General features: G+C 68.3%; 11 protein-coding genes. 6 read left to right on the top strand and 5 right to left on the bottom strand.

Features of this window, described 5'->3' with window-relative positions:
• The first annotated feature begins 20 nt into the window (after positions 1-20).
• The 3 genes from EKM57_RS09345 to EKM57_RS09355 all read left to right on the top strand — a co-directional run bounded on the left by EKM57_RS09345 (position 21) and on the right by EKM57_RS09355 (position 5,755).
• Positions 21-797, top strand: coding sequence for an ImuA family protein (locus tag EKM57_RS09345; RefSeq protein ID WP_129792390.1), 777 nt, complete (start codon positions 21-23; stop codon positions 795-797).
• A 97-nt stretch (positions 798-894) separates the two neighbouring features.
• Positions 895-2,466, top strand: coding sequence for a DUF6504 family protein (locus EKM57_RS09350; protein ID WP_371414129.1), 1,572 nt, complete (start codon positions 895-897; stop codon positions 2,464-2,466).
• 49 nt (positions 2,467-2,515) lie between these two features.
• Entirely contained in the window at positions 2,516-5,755 is a 3,240-nt protein-coding gene (locus EKM57_RS09355) for an error-prone DNA polymerase (protein ID WP_243450964.1), read from the top strand.
• A 59-nt stretch (positions 5,756-5,814) separates the two neighbouring features.
• On the opposite strand, the gene EKM57_RS09360 is transcribed toward EKM57_RS09355, so the two are convergent.
• A complete protein-coding gene (locus EKM57_RS09360) occupies positions 5,815-6,114 on the bottom strand; it encodes a hypothetical protein (RefSeq protein ID WP_165357307.1) in 300 nt (99 codons plus the stop codon).
• A gap of 92 nt (positions 6,115-6,206) precedes the next feature.
• On the opposite strand from EKM57_RS09360, the gene EKM57_RS09365 reads away from it, so the two are divergent.
• Entirely contained in the window at positions 6,207-8,030 is a 1,824-nt protein-coding gene (locus tag EKM57_RS09365; protein ID WP_129792237.1) for an ABC transporter ATP-binding protein/permease, read from the top strand.
• A 33-nt stretch (positions 8,031-8,063) separates the two neighbouring features.
• Here EKM57_RS09365 and EKM57_RS09370 read toward each other — a convergent pair whose 3' ends face one another.
• Together EKM57_RS09370 and EKM57_RS09375 are read right to left on the bottom strand one after the other, a co-directional pair.
• On the bottom strand, positions 8,064-8,618 hold the full coding sequence (locus EKM57_RS09370) for a DUF488 family protein (RefSeq protein WP_243450965.1): 555 nt from the start codon (positions 8,616-8,618) through the stop codon (positions 8,064-8,066).
• Between the two features lie 3 nt (positions 8,619-8,621).
• Positions 8,622-9,230, bottom strand: a complete 609-nt coding sequence (locus tag EKM57_RS09375; RefSeq protein WP_129792238.1) for a uracil-DNA glycosylase family protein — start codon at positions 9,228-9,230, stop codon at positions 8,622-8,624.
• A gap of 276 nt (positions 9,231-9,506) precedes the next feature.
• Between EKM57_RS09375 and EKM57_RS09380 the strand changes: the two genes are divergently transcribed.
• Both EKM57_RS09380 and EKM57_RS09385 read left to right on the top strand, forming a co-directional pair.
• Positions 9,507-9,932 carry an NIPSNAP family protein gene (locus EKM57_RS09380; RefSeq protein WP_206185364.1) on the top strand — a complete coding sequence of 142 codons (426 nt, stop codon included), beginning with the start codon at positions 9,507-9,509 and terminating at the stop codon, positions 9,930-9,932.
• Positions 9,933-10,329: 397 nt separating this feature from the next.
• A complete protein-coding gene (locus EKM57_RS09385) occupies positions 10,330-12,147 on the top strand; it encodes a gamma-glutamyltransferase family protein (RefSeq protein WP_129792239.1) in 1,818 nt (605 codons plus the stop codon).
• A 193-nt stretch (positions 12,148-12,340) separates the two neighbouring features.
• Here the strand turns inward: EKM57_RS09385 and EKM57_RS09390 are convergent, their stop codons facing one another.
• Positions 12,341-13,426, bottom strand: coding sequence for a PepSY domain-containing protein (locus tag EKM57_RS09390; protein WP_129792240.1), 1,086 nt, complete (start codon positions 13,424-13,426; stop codon positions 12,341-12,343).
• The gene (locus tag EKM57_RS09395; protein WP_129792241.1) at positions 13,426-15,585 is read right to left on the bottom strand and encodes a TonB-dependent receptor; all 2,160 of its coding nucleotides are present in this window, start codon (positions 15,583-15,585) and stop codon (positions 13,426-13,428) included. The genes EKM57_RS09390 and EKM57_RS09395 overlap by 1 nt, the downstream gene beginning before the upstream one ends.
• Positions 15,586-15,611: the final 26 nt, after the last annotated feature.

A 15,611-nucleotide genomic window follows, 5' to 3' on the forward strand; every position in this document is an offset into this window, starting at 1 on the left:
AACATATGAGTCCGAGTCGCATGCTTGCCACGCTTTCCCCCGACGCACGCCTTGCCGCTCTGCGCGAAGAGGTGCGGGCGATAGAAAGTGCCGGTCGCGCTGCCGGCCGCCTCGCCGTGCCGTTCGGCCTGGACGCGGTCGATCGGCGGCTGGCGGACGGCGGCCTGGCGGTGGCGGCGCTGCACGAGGCGGCGCCGGCGACGCCGGCGCTCGGCGACGATGCTGCCGCCACCTTGTTCCTCGCCGCCGCCGCGGCGCGGCTGGCGATGAGCCGGAGCGAAGGAACGGTGCTTTGGGCGCTTGCTCGCCGCGACCTGTTCGCGCCCGGTTTGGCCCAGGCCGGCCTGGCGCCGGAGCGGCTGATCTATGCCGAATGCCGGCGCGACGAGGAGGTGCTGGCGGTGATGGAGGAGGGGCTGCGTCATGGCGGCCTCGCCGCGGTGGTCGGGGAGGTGGGGAATATGCGCCTTGCCGCCGGCCGCCGTCTCCAGCTTGCCGCCGAAGAAGGGGGAACGACCGCCTTGATGCTGCGGCGCTGGCGGCGGGCCGGTACCGACCCTCTGGTCTCGTCCTCCCCGGCGGTGACCCGCTGGCGGATCGGCTGCGTGCCGTCGGAGAGGCTGGCGGTGCCCGGGATAGGCCGGGCACGTTGGCAGGTCGATCTGCTCCGCCAGCGCGGCGGTGAACCCCATATGTGGATATTGGAGGCCCCCGATGCCGAGGCTCGCCTCGCTCTACCTGCCCTGGCTGCCGATCGACCGGATCAGGCGGTCGGAGCGGAAAGAAGAGCGGCCTAGTTCTTCCCCGCCCATGGCGGGGGAAGGGGCCCCTTTGCGGGCCGGTGGAGGGGCAATTTTCAACGCCGGGCTGGAAGCCAGCTTTCCGCCCCGCTTCGTGGGATCCCCCTCCCCACCAGCCGATGAGGAGGAACGCCTCACCTGCTCTTGTCCCAACGCGCCCGGCTTTCGCCCCGGCGCGCGCTGGGCGCGGGAGGAGGCGACAAGGGCGCTGGCGCCGCGCGCCGCGTCGGAGACGCCCCTCGTCACCACCCAGCGAACCGGGCAGCGCATCACCCTCGCCGCGATCGACCCGGCAGCGGGGGCACTCGGGCTGGAGGTCGGCATGGCCCTGACCCAGGCCCGGATGCTCGTCCCGGGGCTCGATGTCCGCGATGCCGATCCCGAGGGAGATGGCGCCTTCCTCGCCCGGCTGGGCCTGTTCGCCGCCCGCCGCTGGACGCCGCGCGCGGCCGTCTCCGGCCCCGATGGCCTGTGGCTCGACCTCAGCGGGGTGGCCCATCTGTTCGGCGGCGAACGTTTTATGTGCGAGCGAATTCTCGCCTTCTGCGCACGGCTCGGCTTTTCAGCCCGGATCGCCGTCGCCGGGACGACCGGAGCCGCCCATGCCCTCGCCCGTTTCGGCAGCACGTCGATCGTCTCCTGCCCCGAAGGCGGGGAGGGGGCGGCGCTGGCGGCGCTGCCGCTCGCCGCGCTGCGGCTCGGCGAGGCCACGCTCGCTGCCACTCGACGGCTCGGCGTGGAGACCATCGGAGCGCTGGCGGCAATGCCGCGCGCGCCGCTGCAGCGCCGCTTCGGGGCCGATCTGCTCACCCGCCTCGACCAGGCGCTCGGCCGGGCCAGCGAGCCGTTCGATCCGATCGTTCCCAGCGATCCGCCGTCGGTGCTGCTGCGCTTCGTCGAGCCGATCGCCACCGCCGAGGCGATCGCCGAAGCGATGGCGGAGGCGCTGCGCCGTCTCGTCCGCCTGCTCGAGCGGGCCGGCCTCGGCGTCCGCGGTCTCGATTTCATCTGCGAACGCATCGACGGCGCCGAACTCAGGGTGAGGGTCGGGACCGCCCGCGCCACTCGCGATACTCTCCACCTGCTTCGCCTGCTTTCTCCCAAGATCGAGACGATCGAGCCTGGCTTCGGCATCGAGCGCGTCTGCCTCCTTGCCTGGCGCGTCGAGCCGCTCGGTCCGCAGGCGATCGCCGGCATTCTCGCCGGAGAGCCGCCGGCGCCCGATCTTGTCCCCCTGATCGACCGCCTCGTCGGCCGGCTCGGTGCGCGCCGCCTCTACCGGATGAGCGCGGTCGAAAGCGACGTGCCGGAACGCAGCGTGCGCCGCATCGGCCCGCTCGACCGACCGGCCGCCTGGCCGGGCTGGCCTCGCCCGACCCGCTTGCTGTCGCCGCCCGAACCGATCGGCGACGTTCTTGCGCTGCTTCCCGACCAGCCGCCGCGGCGCTTCACCTGGCGCGGCCGTTCCTACCGCGTGCGCCAGGCGGACGGCCCCGAACGCATCCACGGCGAATGGTGGAAGCGCAGCACCGAGGTCGAGGCGGTGCGCGATTATTTCCAGGTCGAGGACGAAGCGGGCCACCGCTTCTGGCTGTTCCGCCGCGGCGACGGCGAGGACCCCCGCACCGGCGATCTCAGCTGGTACATGCATGGGGTGTTCGGATGATGAGGTGGCCACAGCTCATCCCTCCTCACGGAATGGAAGGGAGGAACCGGTGACCTATACCGAGCTTCAGGTCACCAGCCATTTCAGCTTCCTGCGTGGGGTCTCCAGTGCGGCGGAATTGTTCTCGGCCGCGGCCTTGCTCGGCTATCCGGCGCTCGGAATCACCGATCGCAACACGGTGGGCGGTCTCGTCCATGCGCTGCGGGCGTCCGATGCCACGGGCGTGCGGCTCGTCGCCGGCTGCCGGCTCGACCTGGTCGAGGGCGGTTCGCTGCTGGTCTGGCCGGAGGACCGGGGCGGCTGGTCACGCCTCGTTCGCCTGCTCACCCTCGGCAAGCAGCGCGCCGACCCGCAGAAAGGCGAGAAAGGGCAATGCTTTCTCCACTGGGAGGATGTCGACGCGCATTCGGAAGGACTGGTCGCCGCCTTCCTCTCCAATGAGGCGGACGGTGCGGCCGAAGCTGGGCTGCGCCAGACCGCCGACATTTTCGGTGACCGGGCGCATGGCGCGCTGGTCCTGCGCCGCCGCCCGGGCGAGGCGGAGCGGCTGCACGCGCTGGAGGCGATGGCGCGCCGCCACGGTCTGCGCAGCCTCGCCGTGGGCGACGTCCTCTACGACAGCCCGGACAAACGGCTGCTGCAGGACGTCGTTACCGCGATCCGCCACAAATGCACGATCGACGAACTCGGCTTCCGCCGCGAGCGCTTCGCCGATCGTCATCTCAAGAGCCCGCAGGAAATGGCGCGCCGCTTCGCCGCCTTTCCCGACGCGATCCGCGCGAGCGCCGACATTGCCGAGCGCTGCACCTTCTCGCTGCGGGAACTAAGCTACCAATATCCCGACGAGATCGTGATGTCGGGCCGCACGCCGCAGGAAGCGCTGGAACGGCTCGCCCGCGAGATGCTCGCCGCCCGCTTCCCGGACGGCGTGCCCAAGGCCTATTCGGACCTGCTCGAGCATGAGCTGAGGCTGGTCGGGCGGCTCGGCTACGCCCCCTATTTCCTCACGGTCAATTCGATCGTCGCCTTTGCGCGCAGCCAGGGGATACTCTGCCAGGGACGCGGCTCGGCCGCCAATTCGATGATCTGCTACGTGCTCGGCGTCACCTCGATCGATCCGGTCAAACATAAATTGCTGTTCGAGCGCTTCATCTCGGAAAGCCGGAACGAGCCGCCCGACATCGACGTCGATTTCGAACATGAGCGGCGCGAGGAAGTGATCCAGTGGATCTACGAAACCTACGGCCACCGGCATGCCGCACTGACCGCCGTCGTCAGCCGCTACCGCAGCCGCGGCGCAGTCCGCGAAGTCGGCAAGGCGCTCGGCCTTCCCGAAGACGTCACCGGCGCGCTTGCCGGCCAGATCTGGGGCTGGTCGACCGAAGGAGTCACCGAAGGCCATGCCGCCGAGCTCAACCTGGACAGCGGCGATCCGCGGCTGGCCTTGACCCTCGATCTCGCCCGCCAGCTGATCGGGACGCCGCGCCACCTGAGCCAGCATCCGGGCGGCTTCGTCCTCACCCGCGACCGCCTCGACGATCTCGTCCCGATCGAGCCCGCGGCGATGGAGGACCGACGGGTCATCGAGTGGGAAAAGGACGATATCGAGGAACTGGGCTTCATGAAGGTCGACGTGCTCGGCCTCGGCATGCTCGGCTGCATGCGCCGCGCCTTCGATCTGCTCGCGGCGCATAAGGGTATCGCCCTGGGGCTCGATTCCGAAGTCCTCCAGAAGGACGACGATACGGTCTATGCGATGATCCGGAAGGCCGACACGCTCGGCACCTTCCAGATCGAGAGCCGGGCGCAGATGAGCATGCTTCCCCGGCTCAAGCCCAGGGAGTTCTATGACCTCGTCATCCAGGTGGCGATCGTCAGGCCGGGGCCGATCCAGGGCGACATGGTCCATCCCTATCTGCGCCGGCGCGAAGGCAAGGAGCCGGAGGAATATCCCTCCGAGGCGCTCAAGGAGGTACTGCAGAAGACCAAGGGGGTGCCGCTCTTCCAGGAGCAGGCGATGAAGGTGGCGATCGTCGGCGCCGGCTTCACGCCGACCGAGGCGGACGCGCTGCGCCGATCGATGGCGACCTTCAAGGTGACCGGCGGGGTCAGCGCCTTTCACGACAAGCTGGTGAAGGGCATGATCAAGAACGGCTATACGCGCGACTTCGCCGAGCGGACCTTCAAGCAGATCGAAGGATTCGGCAGCTACGGTTTCCCCGAAAGCCACGCCGCCAGCTTCGCCAAGATCGCCTACGCCTCGTCCTGGGTGAAATGCCATCATCCCGACATCTTCTGCGCGGCCCTGCTCAACGCCCAGCCGATGGGCTTCTATGCCCCCGCCCAGATCGTCCGTGACGCAAGGGAACACGGCGTGGAGGTGCGCCCGATCTGCATCAACGCCAGCCGATGGGATTGCACGGTCGAAAACTCCTCCCCGAGCAAGCCCGGGGAGGAACGGCTCCCCATCCGCCTCGGCCTGCGCATGGTGCGCGGCCTTTCCAACGACCATGCCGCCCGAGTCCTCGCCGCGCGCGACGAGCGTCCGTTCGATTCGGTCGAGGATGTCTGGCGCCGGTCCGGCGTGCCGGTGGCGGCGCTGGAGAAGCTCGCCGACGCGGACGCCTTCGCCGGTCTCGGCCTGGACCGACGCCAGGCCCTGTGGCGCGTGCGCGGACTTGGGGAAGCGCCGCTGCCTCTGTTCGCCGCCGCCGCCGCCCGGGACATCGAACCGGAGGTCAGGCTGGTGCCGCTCACCGCCGGACGCGAGGTCGTCGAGGATTATCGCGCGGTCCAGCTCACCTTGCGCGATCACCCTTTGTCCTTCGTCCGGCCGGAGCTGGAGAGTCGCGGATCGGTTCCCTGCTCGGCGTTGAAGCGGATCAAAGACGGCCGCAAGGTCCGCCTGTCCGGGATCGTTCTCATCCGCCAGCGCCCCGGCGCCGGCAACGTCACCTTCGTCACGATCGAGGATGAGAGCGGAATCGCCAACATCATCATCTGGCAGCGTCTCTACGAGACCTATCGCCGCACCGTTCTGTCGGCAGCGATGATCGGGATCGAGGGGCGTGTCCAGAAGGAGGGCGACGTCATCCACGTCATCGCCGACCGGCTCGAGGACGAATCCTTCCTGCTGCGCGCGGTTGGCGATCGCGAATTTCCACACCGCACCGGGCCGGGCGACGGGGCGAAGGGCGGCGGGCCCGACCACCGCCAGCGCGGGCCGCTGCCGCTCAAACCTTATCGGAAGGCCGAAGGAATCCGGATCAAGTCACGCGACTTTCATTGAGACGCAGCGCGCGGCAGCCAATCTCGTCAATGCGGCTCCCGAGGCAGCGGCCGCAGGCGCTAGGGCCGGTCGCGCCCGGGCTCCGCGGAAGCGAAGCGCGGCGGCGCATGCCGTCCCGCAGCGGGATCGGGGAGGAGGACATCGCTGCCACGCAGCAGCTGCGGTCGGCTCTCGCCCGGCCGGCACTGCGCCACGACCGAAGGAAAAAGCAGGTCGTCGCGCCGCAGAAGCTCGGCTTCCGTCGCGGCGACGCACGCGGCCTCGCTCTCGTAACGCGCCTCTGCGACCGTCACTTCGCGGCAGGGCGCGTCGCTTTCGCCGCAGCCGAGGATTGCCATGACATAGATTAACGGTTCCATATGAGCGTTGAACCGTCCGGCGGCGAACCGGTTCCTGACGTTTCGCCCCCGTCACTTGGGAAGCCGCGGCCGCGCGCCTATCTAGGTCGGCAATGGCGCCCGAAGAAATCAAGACCGAAGAAGCGACGGGCGGCTGGAGCGCGCTGCGCCGCTTCCTGCCCTATCTCTGGCCGCCCGGGGAGCCCGCGCTACGGACCCGCGTCGTCATCGCCGTCCTGCTCGTGCTGGCGGCGAAGGCGGCGACGCTCACCATGCCCTTCGCCTACAAGGCGGTGGTCGATCGGATGTCGACCGGGATGGACGAAGCGGCCGGGCTGATCGTTGCCTTGGTCTTCGCTTATGTCGCCGCCCGCTTCGGCAGCGTCCTGTTCGACAATCTCCGGAACGCCATCTTCGAGCGGGTCGGGCAGGATGCGGCGCGGCGCCTCGCCGAGACGGTGTTCCGGCACATCCACGCTTTGTCGCTGCGTTTCCACCTCGAGCGGCGGACCGGTGCGCTCACGCGCATCGTCGAGCGGGGCACCAAGAGCATCGACATGATGCTCTATTTCCTGCTGTTCAACATCGCCCCGACCCTGATCGAGCTGGCCGCGATCTGCATCATCTTCGGCGTGAAATTCGGTCCCGGCCTGGTCGCGGCGACGCTTGCGATGGTTGTCCTCTACATCTGGTTCACCCGCGTCGTCACCGAATGGCGTGCCCGGCTGCAGCGCGAGATGAACGATGTCGACAACCAGGCCATCGCTCGTGCCGTCGACTCGCTGCTCAACTACGAGACGGTCAAATATTTCAACGCCGAGGATCGCGAAGCGCGCCGCTACGGCCGGACGATGGAAGCCTTTCGCGAGGCGGCGGTGCGCAACGAAACCTCGCTCGCCTGGCTCAATGTCGGCCAGTCGCTGATCACCAATCTGATGATGGCCGGCGCAATGGCCTATACGGTCTGGGGCTGGAGCCGCGGCGCGTTCACGGCCGGCGACGTCGTCTTCGTCAACACCTTCCTGATGCAGCTCTTCCGACCCTTGGACATGCTCGGATGGGTCTACCGAACCGTTCGCCAGGGCCTCATCGACATGGAGGCGATGTTCGGCATCGTCGACACGCCGGCCGAGATCGCCGACGCGCCCGGCGCACCGGCGCTCGTCGTCCGGGCCGGCCACGTCCGGTTCGAGGACGTCCACTTCGCCTACGAGCCCGACCGTGACATCTTGAAGGGAATCGACCTCGAGGTGAAGCCGGGGACGATGACGGCGATCGTCGGCCCGTCGGGCGCCGGCAAGTCGACCCTGTCACGGCTGCTGTTCCGCTTCTACGAGCCGACCTCAGGGCGGATCACCATCGACGGCCAGAATATCGGCCAGGTGACCCAGGCGAGCTTGCGGGCGGCGCTCGGGATCGTGCCGCAGGACACCGTGCTGTTCAATGACACGATCGGCTACAATATCGGTTACGGCAAGGACGAGGCGACGCGCGAGGAGATCGAGGACGCCGCCCGGGGCGCGGCGATCCACGATTTCATCATGGAGTTGCCGCTCAGGTACGACTCACTGGTCGGCGAGCGGGGGCTCAAGCTGTCGGGCGGAGAGAAGCAGCGCGTGGCGATCGCCCGCACCCTGCTCAAGGACCCGCCGATCCTGATCCTCGACGAGGCGACCAGCGCCCTCGACAGTCGCACCGAGGCAGCGATCCAGGAGACGCTGCGCAACGTCGCCGCGCGCCGGACCAGCATCGTCATCGCCCACCGCCTGTCGACGGTTGTCGACGCCGACCAGATCATCGTCCTCGACCGGGGCCGCGTCGCCGAGCGCGGCACCCACGCAGCCTTGCTGCGCAAGGGCGGTCTCTATTCGGAGATGTGGGCGCGTCAGCAGAGCGAGGCAGAAGAGGAGGCTGAGGCCACCCAGGCCGCCGAATAGGCCGGATCAGCCGTCAGCATGGGGCAGTCAATTTTATGGATCGTCGCCCCGCTTCGGGTAGTGGATCCGGTCGCCGCTCGCTTCGGCTCCGGGGGTCATTTTCGCCGGTTCGACCCTCGACGAGCCCATCAGGTGCAGCACGGTGCGGCCATTCAGCATCAGATAGTCCGCGACGATACGGCGATGGCAGCGCCACCACACGGCCTCCGCGCACATGATCGCGCAGCGGCGAACCTCTGCCAGGCGCAGAAGCTCGGCCAAGCCTTCCTGAAAGGCATCGCCGAGGGCATGGTCCGCATAATTGTGGAAGCTGACGTTGCGCCACAGGCCGTTCGTCTCCGGCGAGACCCCGACGGCCTTGCCCCGTAGCCCGCCGAGGCTTGGAATGCGCGTATGGCCGATCTGGTAGTCGGCCAAAGCATCCGGCAGCGCATCCTCATTATATTGCGGGTTGGTTCTCGACCGCGGCACCGTGCGTACATCGACGACCATGTCGGCCGGTCCGGCCCTTAGCAGCTCGACGAATTCCTCGATCGAGCGGGTTGAATGCCCGACCGTGTAGACGGGAAGGGGCGCCTCCGCCGCCACCGCTCAGGCCCCCCGTCTTTCCACACCGCCCTCGGCGATGTCGCCTATCCGCGCGGCCACCAGCCGGCGCAGCTCGGGGATCACCTCTTCGCCGAACCAGGGATTGCGCGCCTCCCAGAGTCGCGACCGCCAGGACGGGTGCGGTAGCGGCAAGTGGAGCGGCAGATGGTCTCGGAAGCGGCGCACCCGATCGGTCATCGACCCCTTGCCCAGAACGTGCTGCTGGGCATGGCTGCCGACCAGCAGCACCAGGTCGATCGACGGCAGCCTCGACAGCAGCCGGTCGCGCCACAGCTGCGCGCATTCCGGCCGCGGCGGCGAGTCGCCGCCGGCGCCGCGGCCAGGATAGCAGAAGCCCATCGGAACGATTGCGAACAGACGGGGGTCGTGGAACTGCGCCCGCGTGACTCCGAGCCAGGCCCGCAGCCGGTCGCCCGAGGGATCGTCGAACGGCACTCCGGAGGTATGGACGCGAGTGCCTGGCGCCTGGCTGGCGACGAGGATTCGGGCGCCGGCCCCGGCCTGCAGCACCGGGCGCGGCCCGAGCGGCAGATACTCCGCGCAGGCGCGGCAGGCGCGAATTTCGGCCAGCAGGTCGTCGAGGTCCGGCATGGTCGCAACGTCGGACCCCGGGTCCGACTTTCAAGTCCGGTGGACGCCGGCCGGGGCAGCGGCTTCGTCGAATCTCGCCCTCGAGCACGGAGGCGCGCAGGCACGCGGCTGCCGCTCGTTGCCGTCGAACCCGGCGCTTGGTATTTCACGAACCTCGCCGTTCGCCGCGAGAAACCGAGGGAATGAGCGGCGCGGCGTGGGTGGAGAACGGCCACGGCAGCGGCCGCGACGTCCGGTCGCGCTAATGGCAGGAACTGTGAGGGAGCGTTGATCGAAGTGAGATCGCCACCTTCGAGGTACCGAGCGATCCTTGCCGCGCTTGCGGTGGGGATCACGCCGCTGGCCGTTCACGCCGTCGATCCGCCCGCACGGCCGGTTCAGCAGCTGCGCGTCTACCAGCTGTTCGACGCCACCAGCGGCGCCTTCCACGATCGCTTTCGCGACCATGCACGGCGGATCATGGCGCGCCACGGCTTCGACATTGTCGCCATGTGGGAAACCCGCACCGAGCGCGGGCCGGAATTCGTCTACCTGCTGAACTGGCCCGACGAGGCAACGATGCGCCGCGCCTGGCGGGCCTTCCTCGCCGACGACGAGTGGATCCGCATCAAGCAGGAAAGCGCCTCCGAGCACGGTCCGATGGTCGGGGATATCGAGGAGCGCGTCCTGCGTCCGACCGACTATTCTCCTGCGCTCCGGTGATGGGCTCCCGAGGCGGCGGCACCGTCGGCGAGGCGATCTTCCGCCGCGCCGGCAGCGCTGAGCGCATCTTCGCCCGTCCTGTCCGGGGCATGATCGCCTTGCCCTGAAGCGGCATTGGGAGGAGCGCAGAGCCGACGGATCCCTGTCTAGGACGCACCGGAGAGCTTCGCCGAACGTCCAACCTGCGGCGGCCCGCAGTCCGGTGCTGGACGGGCCGTCCTAGCCGCCGGCCGCTTGTTCAGCGGCGGAGTCCGGACCATTATATTGCTCTATCCAGACGATCCTTGCGAGGGGGCAGCGACGAAGCAATCCAGCCCGCGAGGCGTATCGAGCCTGTTTTCGACACGGGCGCCCCCCTTCTGCTACCACCTTCGCCGCAGCCCCGGAGAACCGACACGTGAAAAGACGAACCTTCCTCGCCGCCGCTCCGCTTGCCGCCGTCGGCCTGGCCTCCGCCCGCCAGGCCTTGTCGCAGACGGCCCCAGTCGCTCCGCCCCTCAGCCCATCCTTGCCGGCCACCCAACATTATCCGGATGTGGAGGCAGGCGACCGTCCCGTCGGCGCCAGCTTCGGCACCCGCTCCGAGGTGTTCGGCCGGAACGGCGCGGCTGCTTCCTCCCATCCGCTCGGCACCCTCGCCGGGATCGAGATATTGAAGAAGGGCGGATCGGCGGTCGACGCAGCCATCGCGATCAATGCCGCCCACGGTTTCCTCGAGCCCACCGCCAACGGCATCGGCGGCGATCTCTACGCAATGCTGTGGGACCCGCAGGCGTCGCGTGTTGTCGGGATCGCCGGGTCCGGGCGCTCGCCGCGCGGGCTCAGCCTGGAAACGGTCCGCTCGCGCGCCCGCGACGGCGTCCTGCCGCCCTACGGCGCGGTGACGGTGACGGTGCCGGGCACGGTCGACGCCTGGTGGCGGCTCCACCAGCGCTACGGCCGTCTGCCCTGGGCCGAGCTGTTCGAGCCGGCCATCGCCTATGCGGAAGGCGGCGTGCCGCTCTCGCCGATCGTCGCTTACTACATGAACCGAGCGATGGCGAATTATGCGCGCCCGGGGATCGGCATCGAGGAGATCGCCAATGCACAGGCGACCTATGCGTCGGGCGACCGCGCTCGGGCCGGGGAGATCTTTCGAAATCCCGATCTGGCCCGCACCTACCGCAGGATTGCCGAGGGGGGCCGCGACGCCTTTTACGAGGGCGATATTGCGGCCACGATCGAATCCTATTTCCGGCGGATCGGCGGCTGGATGACGCGCGAAGACCTTGCAGCCCACCGGAGCGAGTGGAGCGAGCCGGTCGCGACCGATTATCGCGGCGTCACCGTTCACGCCATCGGCGCGAATACCCAAGGCATCGCCACGCTGCAGATGCTGAACATGCTCGAGACGTTCGACATGAAAGAGGCGGGCTTCCAGACGCCGCTGTCGATCCATCTCCAGGCCGAAGCCAAGCGCCTCGCTTACGAGGACCGCGCCCGCTATTATGCCGATCCCGACTTTTCGCGCATTCCCACCGATTGGCTGGTCTCCAGAGACTATGCCGCCGACCGGGCGAAGCTGATCCGTCCCGACCGGATCAATCCGTCCGTCGCGCCGGGACAGGCGCCCAGCCAGGGCGACACCACTTATTTCAGCGTAGCCGACCGGAACGGCATGATGGTGTCGCTGATCCAGTCCAACTTCCGCGGCATGGGCTCGGGGCTGGTCCCGGATGGGCTCGGCTTCATGCTCCACGACCGGGGCCAGCTCTTCACCCTGCAGGAGGGGCATCCGAATGAATATGCGCCCGGCAAGCGGCCGTTCCAGACGATCATTCCCGGATTCGCCACGCGCGAGGGCAAGCCCTGGCTGTCCTTCGGAGTCATGGGCGGCGATATGCAGCCTCAGGGCCAGGCCCAGGTCATAATCAACCGCGTCGATCACGGCCTGGACGGCCAGGCCGCGGGCGATGCCCCGCGCTGGCACCATGAAGGCTCGTCGGAGCAGATGGGCGAGGACGACAAGAGCATCGGCGGAACCGGCCTCCTGCGGCTGGAGACCGGCGTCCCAAAGCGCACCGCCCGGGCGCTGGCCGACATGGGCTGGCGCCTCGGCCCCTCCGACGGCGGGTTCGGCCGCTATTCCTCGGTCGAGCGACGCGAAAGCGGCGGCGATCTGGTCTACGCCGCCGCTTCCGACGTACGGGCCGACGGGATCGGGCTGGCTTATTGAGCGCGGTCGGCGTTCCAGCCTCCGCACTCAATTCGCCCTGGTACCCAATGCCCGCGAGCCTGGCGCGCTCGATCGCAGAATCCGCGAGCGCAGATCATCGCCGGATTTCACCGCGGCCTCGGAGGGACGAGACCGGCGCCTAAGAAGATGGAGCCGGCCGGGATGCCGCACGGCATCGTCGGCGCCGGCCGGCCTATTCCGCGGCCTCGGGGACGACGGGCCGCCTGGCCCGTGCGGTCGGCGCCTTTGCAGGCTTGAGGAACCAGAAGCTCCAGGTCGCCAGCGATCCGAGCAGCGCAAGCGTCAGCCCGCAGAACGTCAGCGCCAGCTGCCAAAGCAGGCCGCCTACCTTGCCCGCGTGGACCGGGTAGAACTTCTCGATGATGGCCGAAGAGGCGTCGCCTGCAGCAGGGTCATCGGTGGCAAGCACCTCGGCCGTAGCCGGATCGAGATAGACGTAGGTGCGCCCATTCGGCGTCCATTCGAAATGCTGCTTCATGCGCAAGGCGAGCGGCGCGCCGGTCTCTTTCGGCAGCATCAGGCGGCGCGGGGCCGCTTCGGGGAACATGGCCTGCGCGTTCGCCATGACCGCCCGCCAGTCGGTCGCCGGACTGACCGCACCGGCTGCGGCCGGAGCCTCAGGCGCTGCCTCGGCCGCCGCCCAGGGCGCGAGCAGCGCGTCCGGCAAAGCGGGAAACACCATGGACGACCCGGTCAGCGCGGCGAGGATCAGCAGCGGCGAGGCGACCACGCCGATATCGCGATGCTGGCGGACGATCGCGCTCCTCGTCATCCGCGCCGGCCAGAGGCGAAAGCTGAAGGTCTTCCGCGTGCGCCACCACAGGATGAGGCCCGTGACCGAGAAAGCCAGCAGCAGCAATCCGAGCAAGCCGGTGATGAACTTCCCGATCTCGCCGAGGAACAGATAATGGTGGAGGTCGAACAGCCACAGCTCGGGGCGGCCCCATAAGCTATCCCAGCGATCGACGATCTCGCCGCCTTGCGTCAGATAGGCGCCGCCGCCGTCGGCGTAGATCGCCTGGTGGAGGCCCATCCGATCGTCGGCGAAGGTGATTCGCGAAAGGTCGGGGGCCTCCGCCATCGCGGCCGCCACCGTGGTGCCGATCTCGGCCGCGTCGGCACGCAGCGGATCCTTGGCGCCGGGGAGGCCGATCCACCTTTCCTCCCACACTAGGAGCGTGCCCGAAAGGCCGATGACCGTCAGCAGCAGGCCGACGATCCCTCCCGTCCAGCGGTGCAGGAGGGAAAGGAGAGGCATCAGAAGGTCCCGCGCCAGCTCACGGTGAAGGTTCGTCCGCGCCCAGCGAAGTAGCGGGTGTTGCTCGTCACCTGCACGGTATCGCTGTCGTAGGTCAGGTAGAATTTGTCGGTGAGGTTCTGCACCGACAGCGCGATCTGGCCGATGGCGGTGTCGTAGGCGATGAAGGCGTCGAGCAGCGTATAGCCCTCGAAGTCGGTGGCGGTCGCCGCATCGTTGAACGTCCGCGAAAGATAGAAGCGCGACTGCAGCCGTGCGGTCAGCGGGCCACGGCTGAAATCGGCGGCCAGGTTGAGACGGTCGGGGGATATGTTGGCGCCGTCCAGATCCTCGTCGACCAGACCGTCATCGTCGGCGTCGGTCTGCCCCTGTATGTCGCTATAGGCGGCGCTGAGCGTCAGGCCTGGGAACGGGGTACGCCACGATAGGCTGGCCTCCAGCCCTTCGAGGTCGATCGGCTGGCGCGCCACGTCGTAGATGCCGTCCGGCCCGAGGACCAGGAGCGACCCGAAGTCGCTCGAGGACCAGAAATAGCTGATGGCCGCATCGACGGGTCCGCGTTTCCATTCGAGCCCGATCTCGCGATTGTTCGAGATCACCGGCTCGAGCGCAAGATAATCGTCGACGTCGACGTCCTGCTGGGTGATTCCGCGCAGGATGCGGCCCACGTCGGCGATGGTATAGCCCTCGGCATAGCTCCCATAGGCGCGAAGGCCCCGCATCGGCTCGACGATCACGCCCCCATTCCACAACAGATCGTTGAAAGAAGGATTGCCGCCCGAAACGGATACCGGGCGGTAGGTCGAGACATCGGCCGGATCGGTGGCGCCGTAGAAAGCGAGCGTCTCGAAATCGTCGACCTTGAGTGCGACGTCCTCGTAGCGCATCCCGCCGGCGAGGCGCAGCAGGCCGTCGAACAGCGCCAGATTGGCCTGCCCGAACGGTGCATAGCTGCGGAACTCGGTCTCCGGCACCCAGGCGCGTCCAGTCTGGACCAGATATTGCTCGGTGCGGTCGAACAATATGTCGAGACCGGCAATGAGCGTCAGGTCCTCGAAGCCCGGAACGGCGCGCTCGTAGCTGATCTTGCCGCCCAGCTTGCGCGAAAGATTGGCCGACTGGTCGAAAAGCCGTCCGGTCGGGTCGATGGTGGGGTCCTGGAAGGTCGCGGTGACGAGCCCGCCGAAAATGTCGCGCGTGCGGCTGAAGAAGGCCTGCACCGCAAACGTGCCGCCGCCGAGATCATCGTGCGTCAACGCGGCGGACAGCAGCTCGGCGCGATTAGTGGGCGGCGCCCCCTGAATCGTGCCGCGTGTGCTGCTCGCCGGGATGCCGGCCGCGCGGTCGCCCGGGACCAGCACGTAATGGCCGTTGCCTTCCAGCTCGAACCGGTTGGCGATGACCTCCAGGCGCATGTCGGGGGTGATTTCATAACCGAACCGGCCGAACACGGACCAGCTGTCGCTGTCCTGGACCTCGCCTTGCGTGCCGTCGACTCCGATATTGCGGCCGTGGCCGTCGCGGAACACGCCCCGCCGTTCGAAAGTGGTCCCGACGCTCGCGTCGAACGCGCCGGCGCGGTAGCCGACGAGACCGCCCAGCTTTCCGCCCAACCCTGCGCCGTCGAGCCCATCGGCGGCGCTGCCCTGTAGCAGGGTGCGCACGGCGAAACCGTCGCGGATCGGCGCACCGACAGTGACCTGGTTGACCACCCCGCCAGTGGCCCCAATGCCTTGAAGCGCGTTCGATCCGTAGATCACTTCGACCCGGTCGATGAAGAAGGGATCGATCGTGTAGCCGTCGCGCGAGCCGTCCCTGATTGGGGTCGATTGGGGGATGCCGTTGATCGCGTAGAGCGGGGCGCGGCCACGCAGGCTCTCGCCCGAGCCGGAGAGCTTCTCGCGCGTGGGCGAGAAGGACGGCAGCAGTGCCGAAACCGCATCGACGGTCGAACCCGATATCTGCACTTGCTGCTCGAGGGACTTGCTGTCGATCACGTCGATCGTCAGAGGCAGAGCGCTCGCCGGGAGCCGGGTGCGCGTGGCCGTCACCACGATGTTCCCGTTGCTGCCCACCTGTTCGGCGGCATCGGTCTGGGCGATGGCCACGCCTGGACAGGCAAAAGCGACCGCAAGGGCAGGCAAGGACACGCGCAACATTGGGACCCCCGGCAATGACTGGCGGG

Source organism: Sphingosinicella sp. CPCC 101087, assembly GCF_004151485.1.
Classification (GTDB): domain Bacteria; phylum Pseudomonadota; class Alphaproteobacteria; order Sphingomonadales; family Sphingomonadaceae; genus Allosphingosinicella.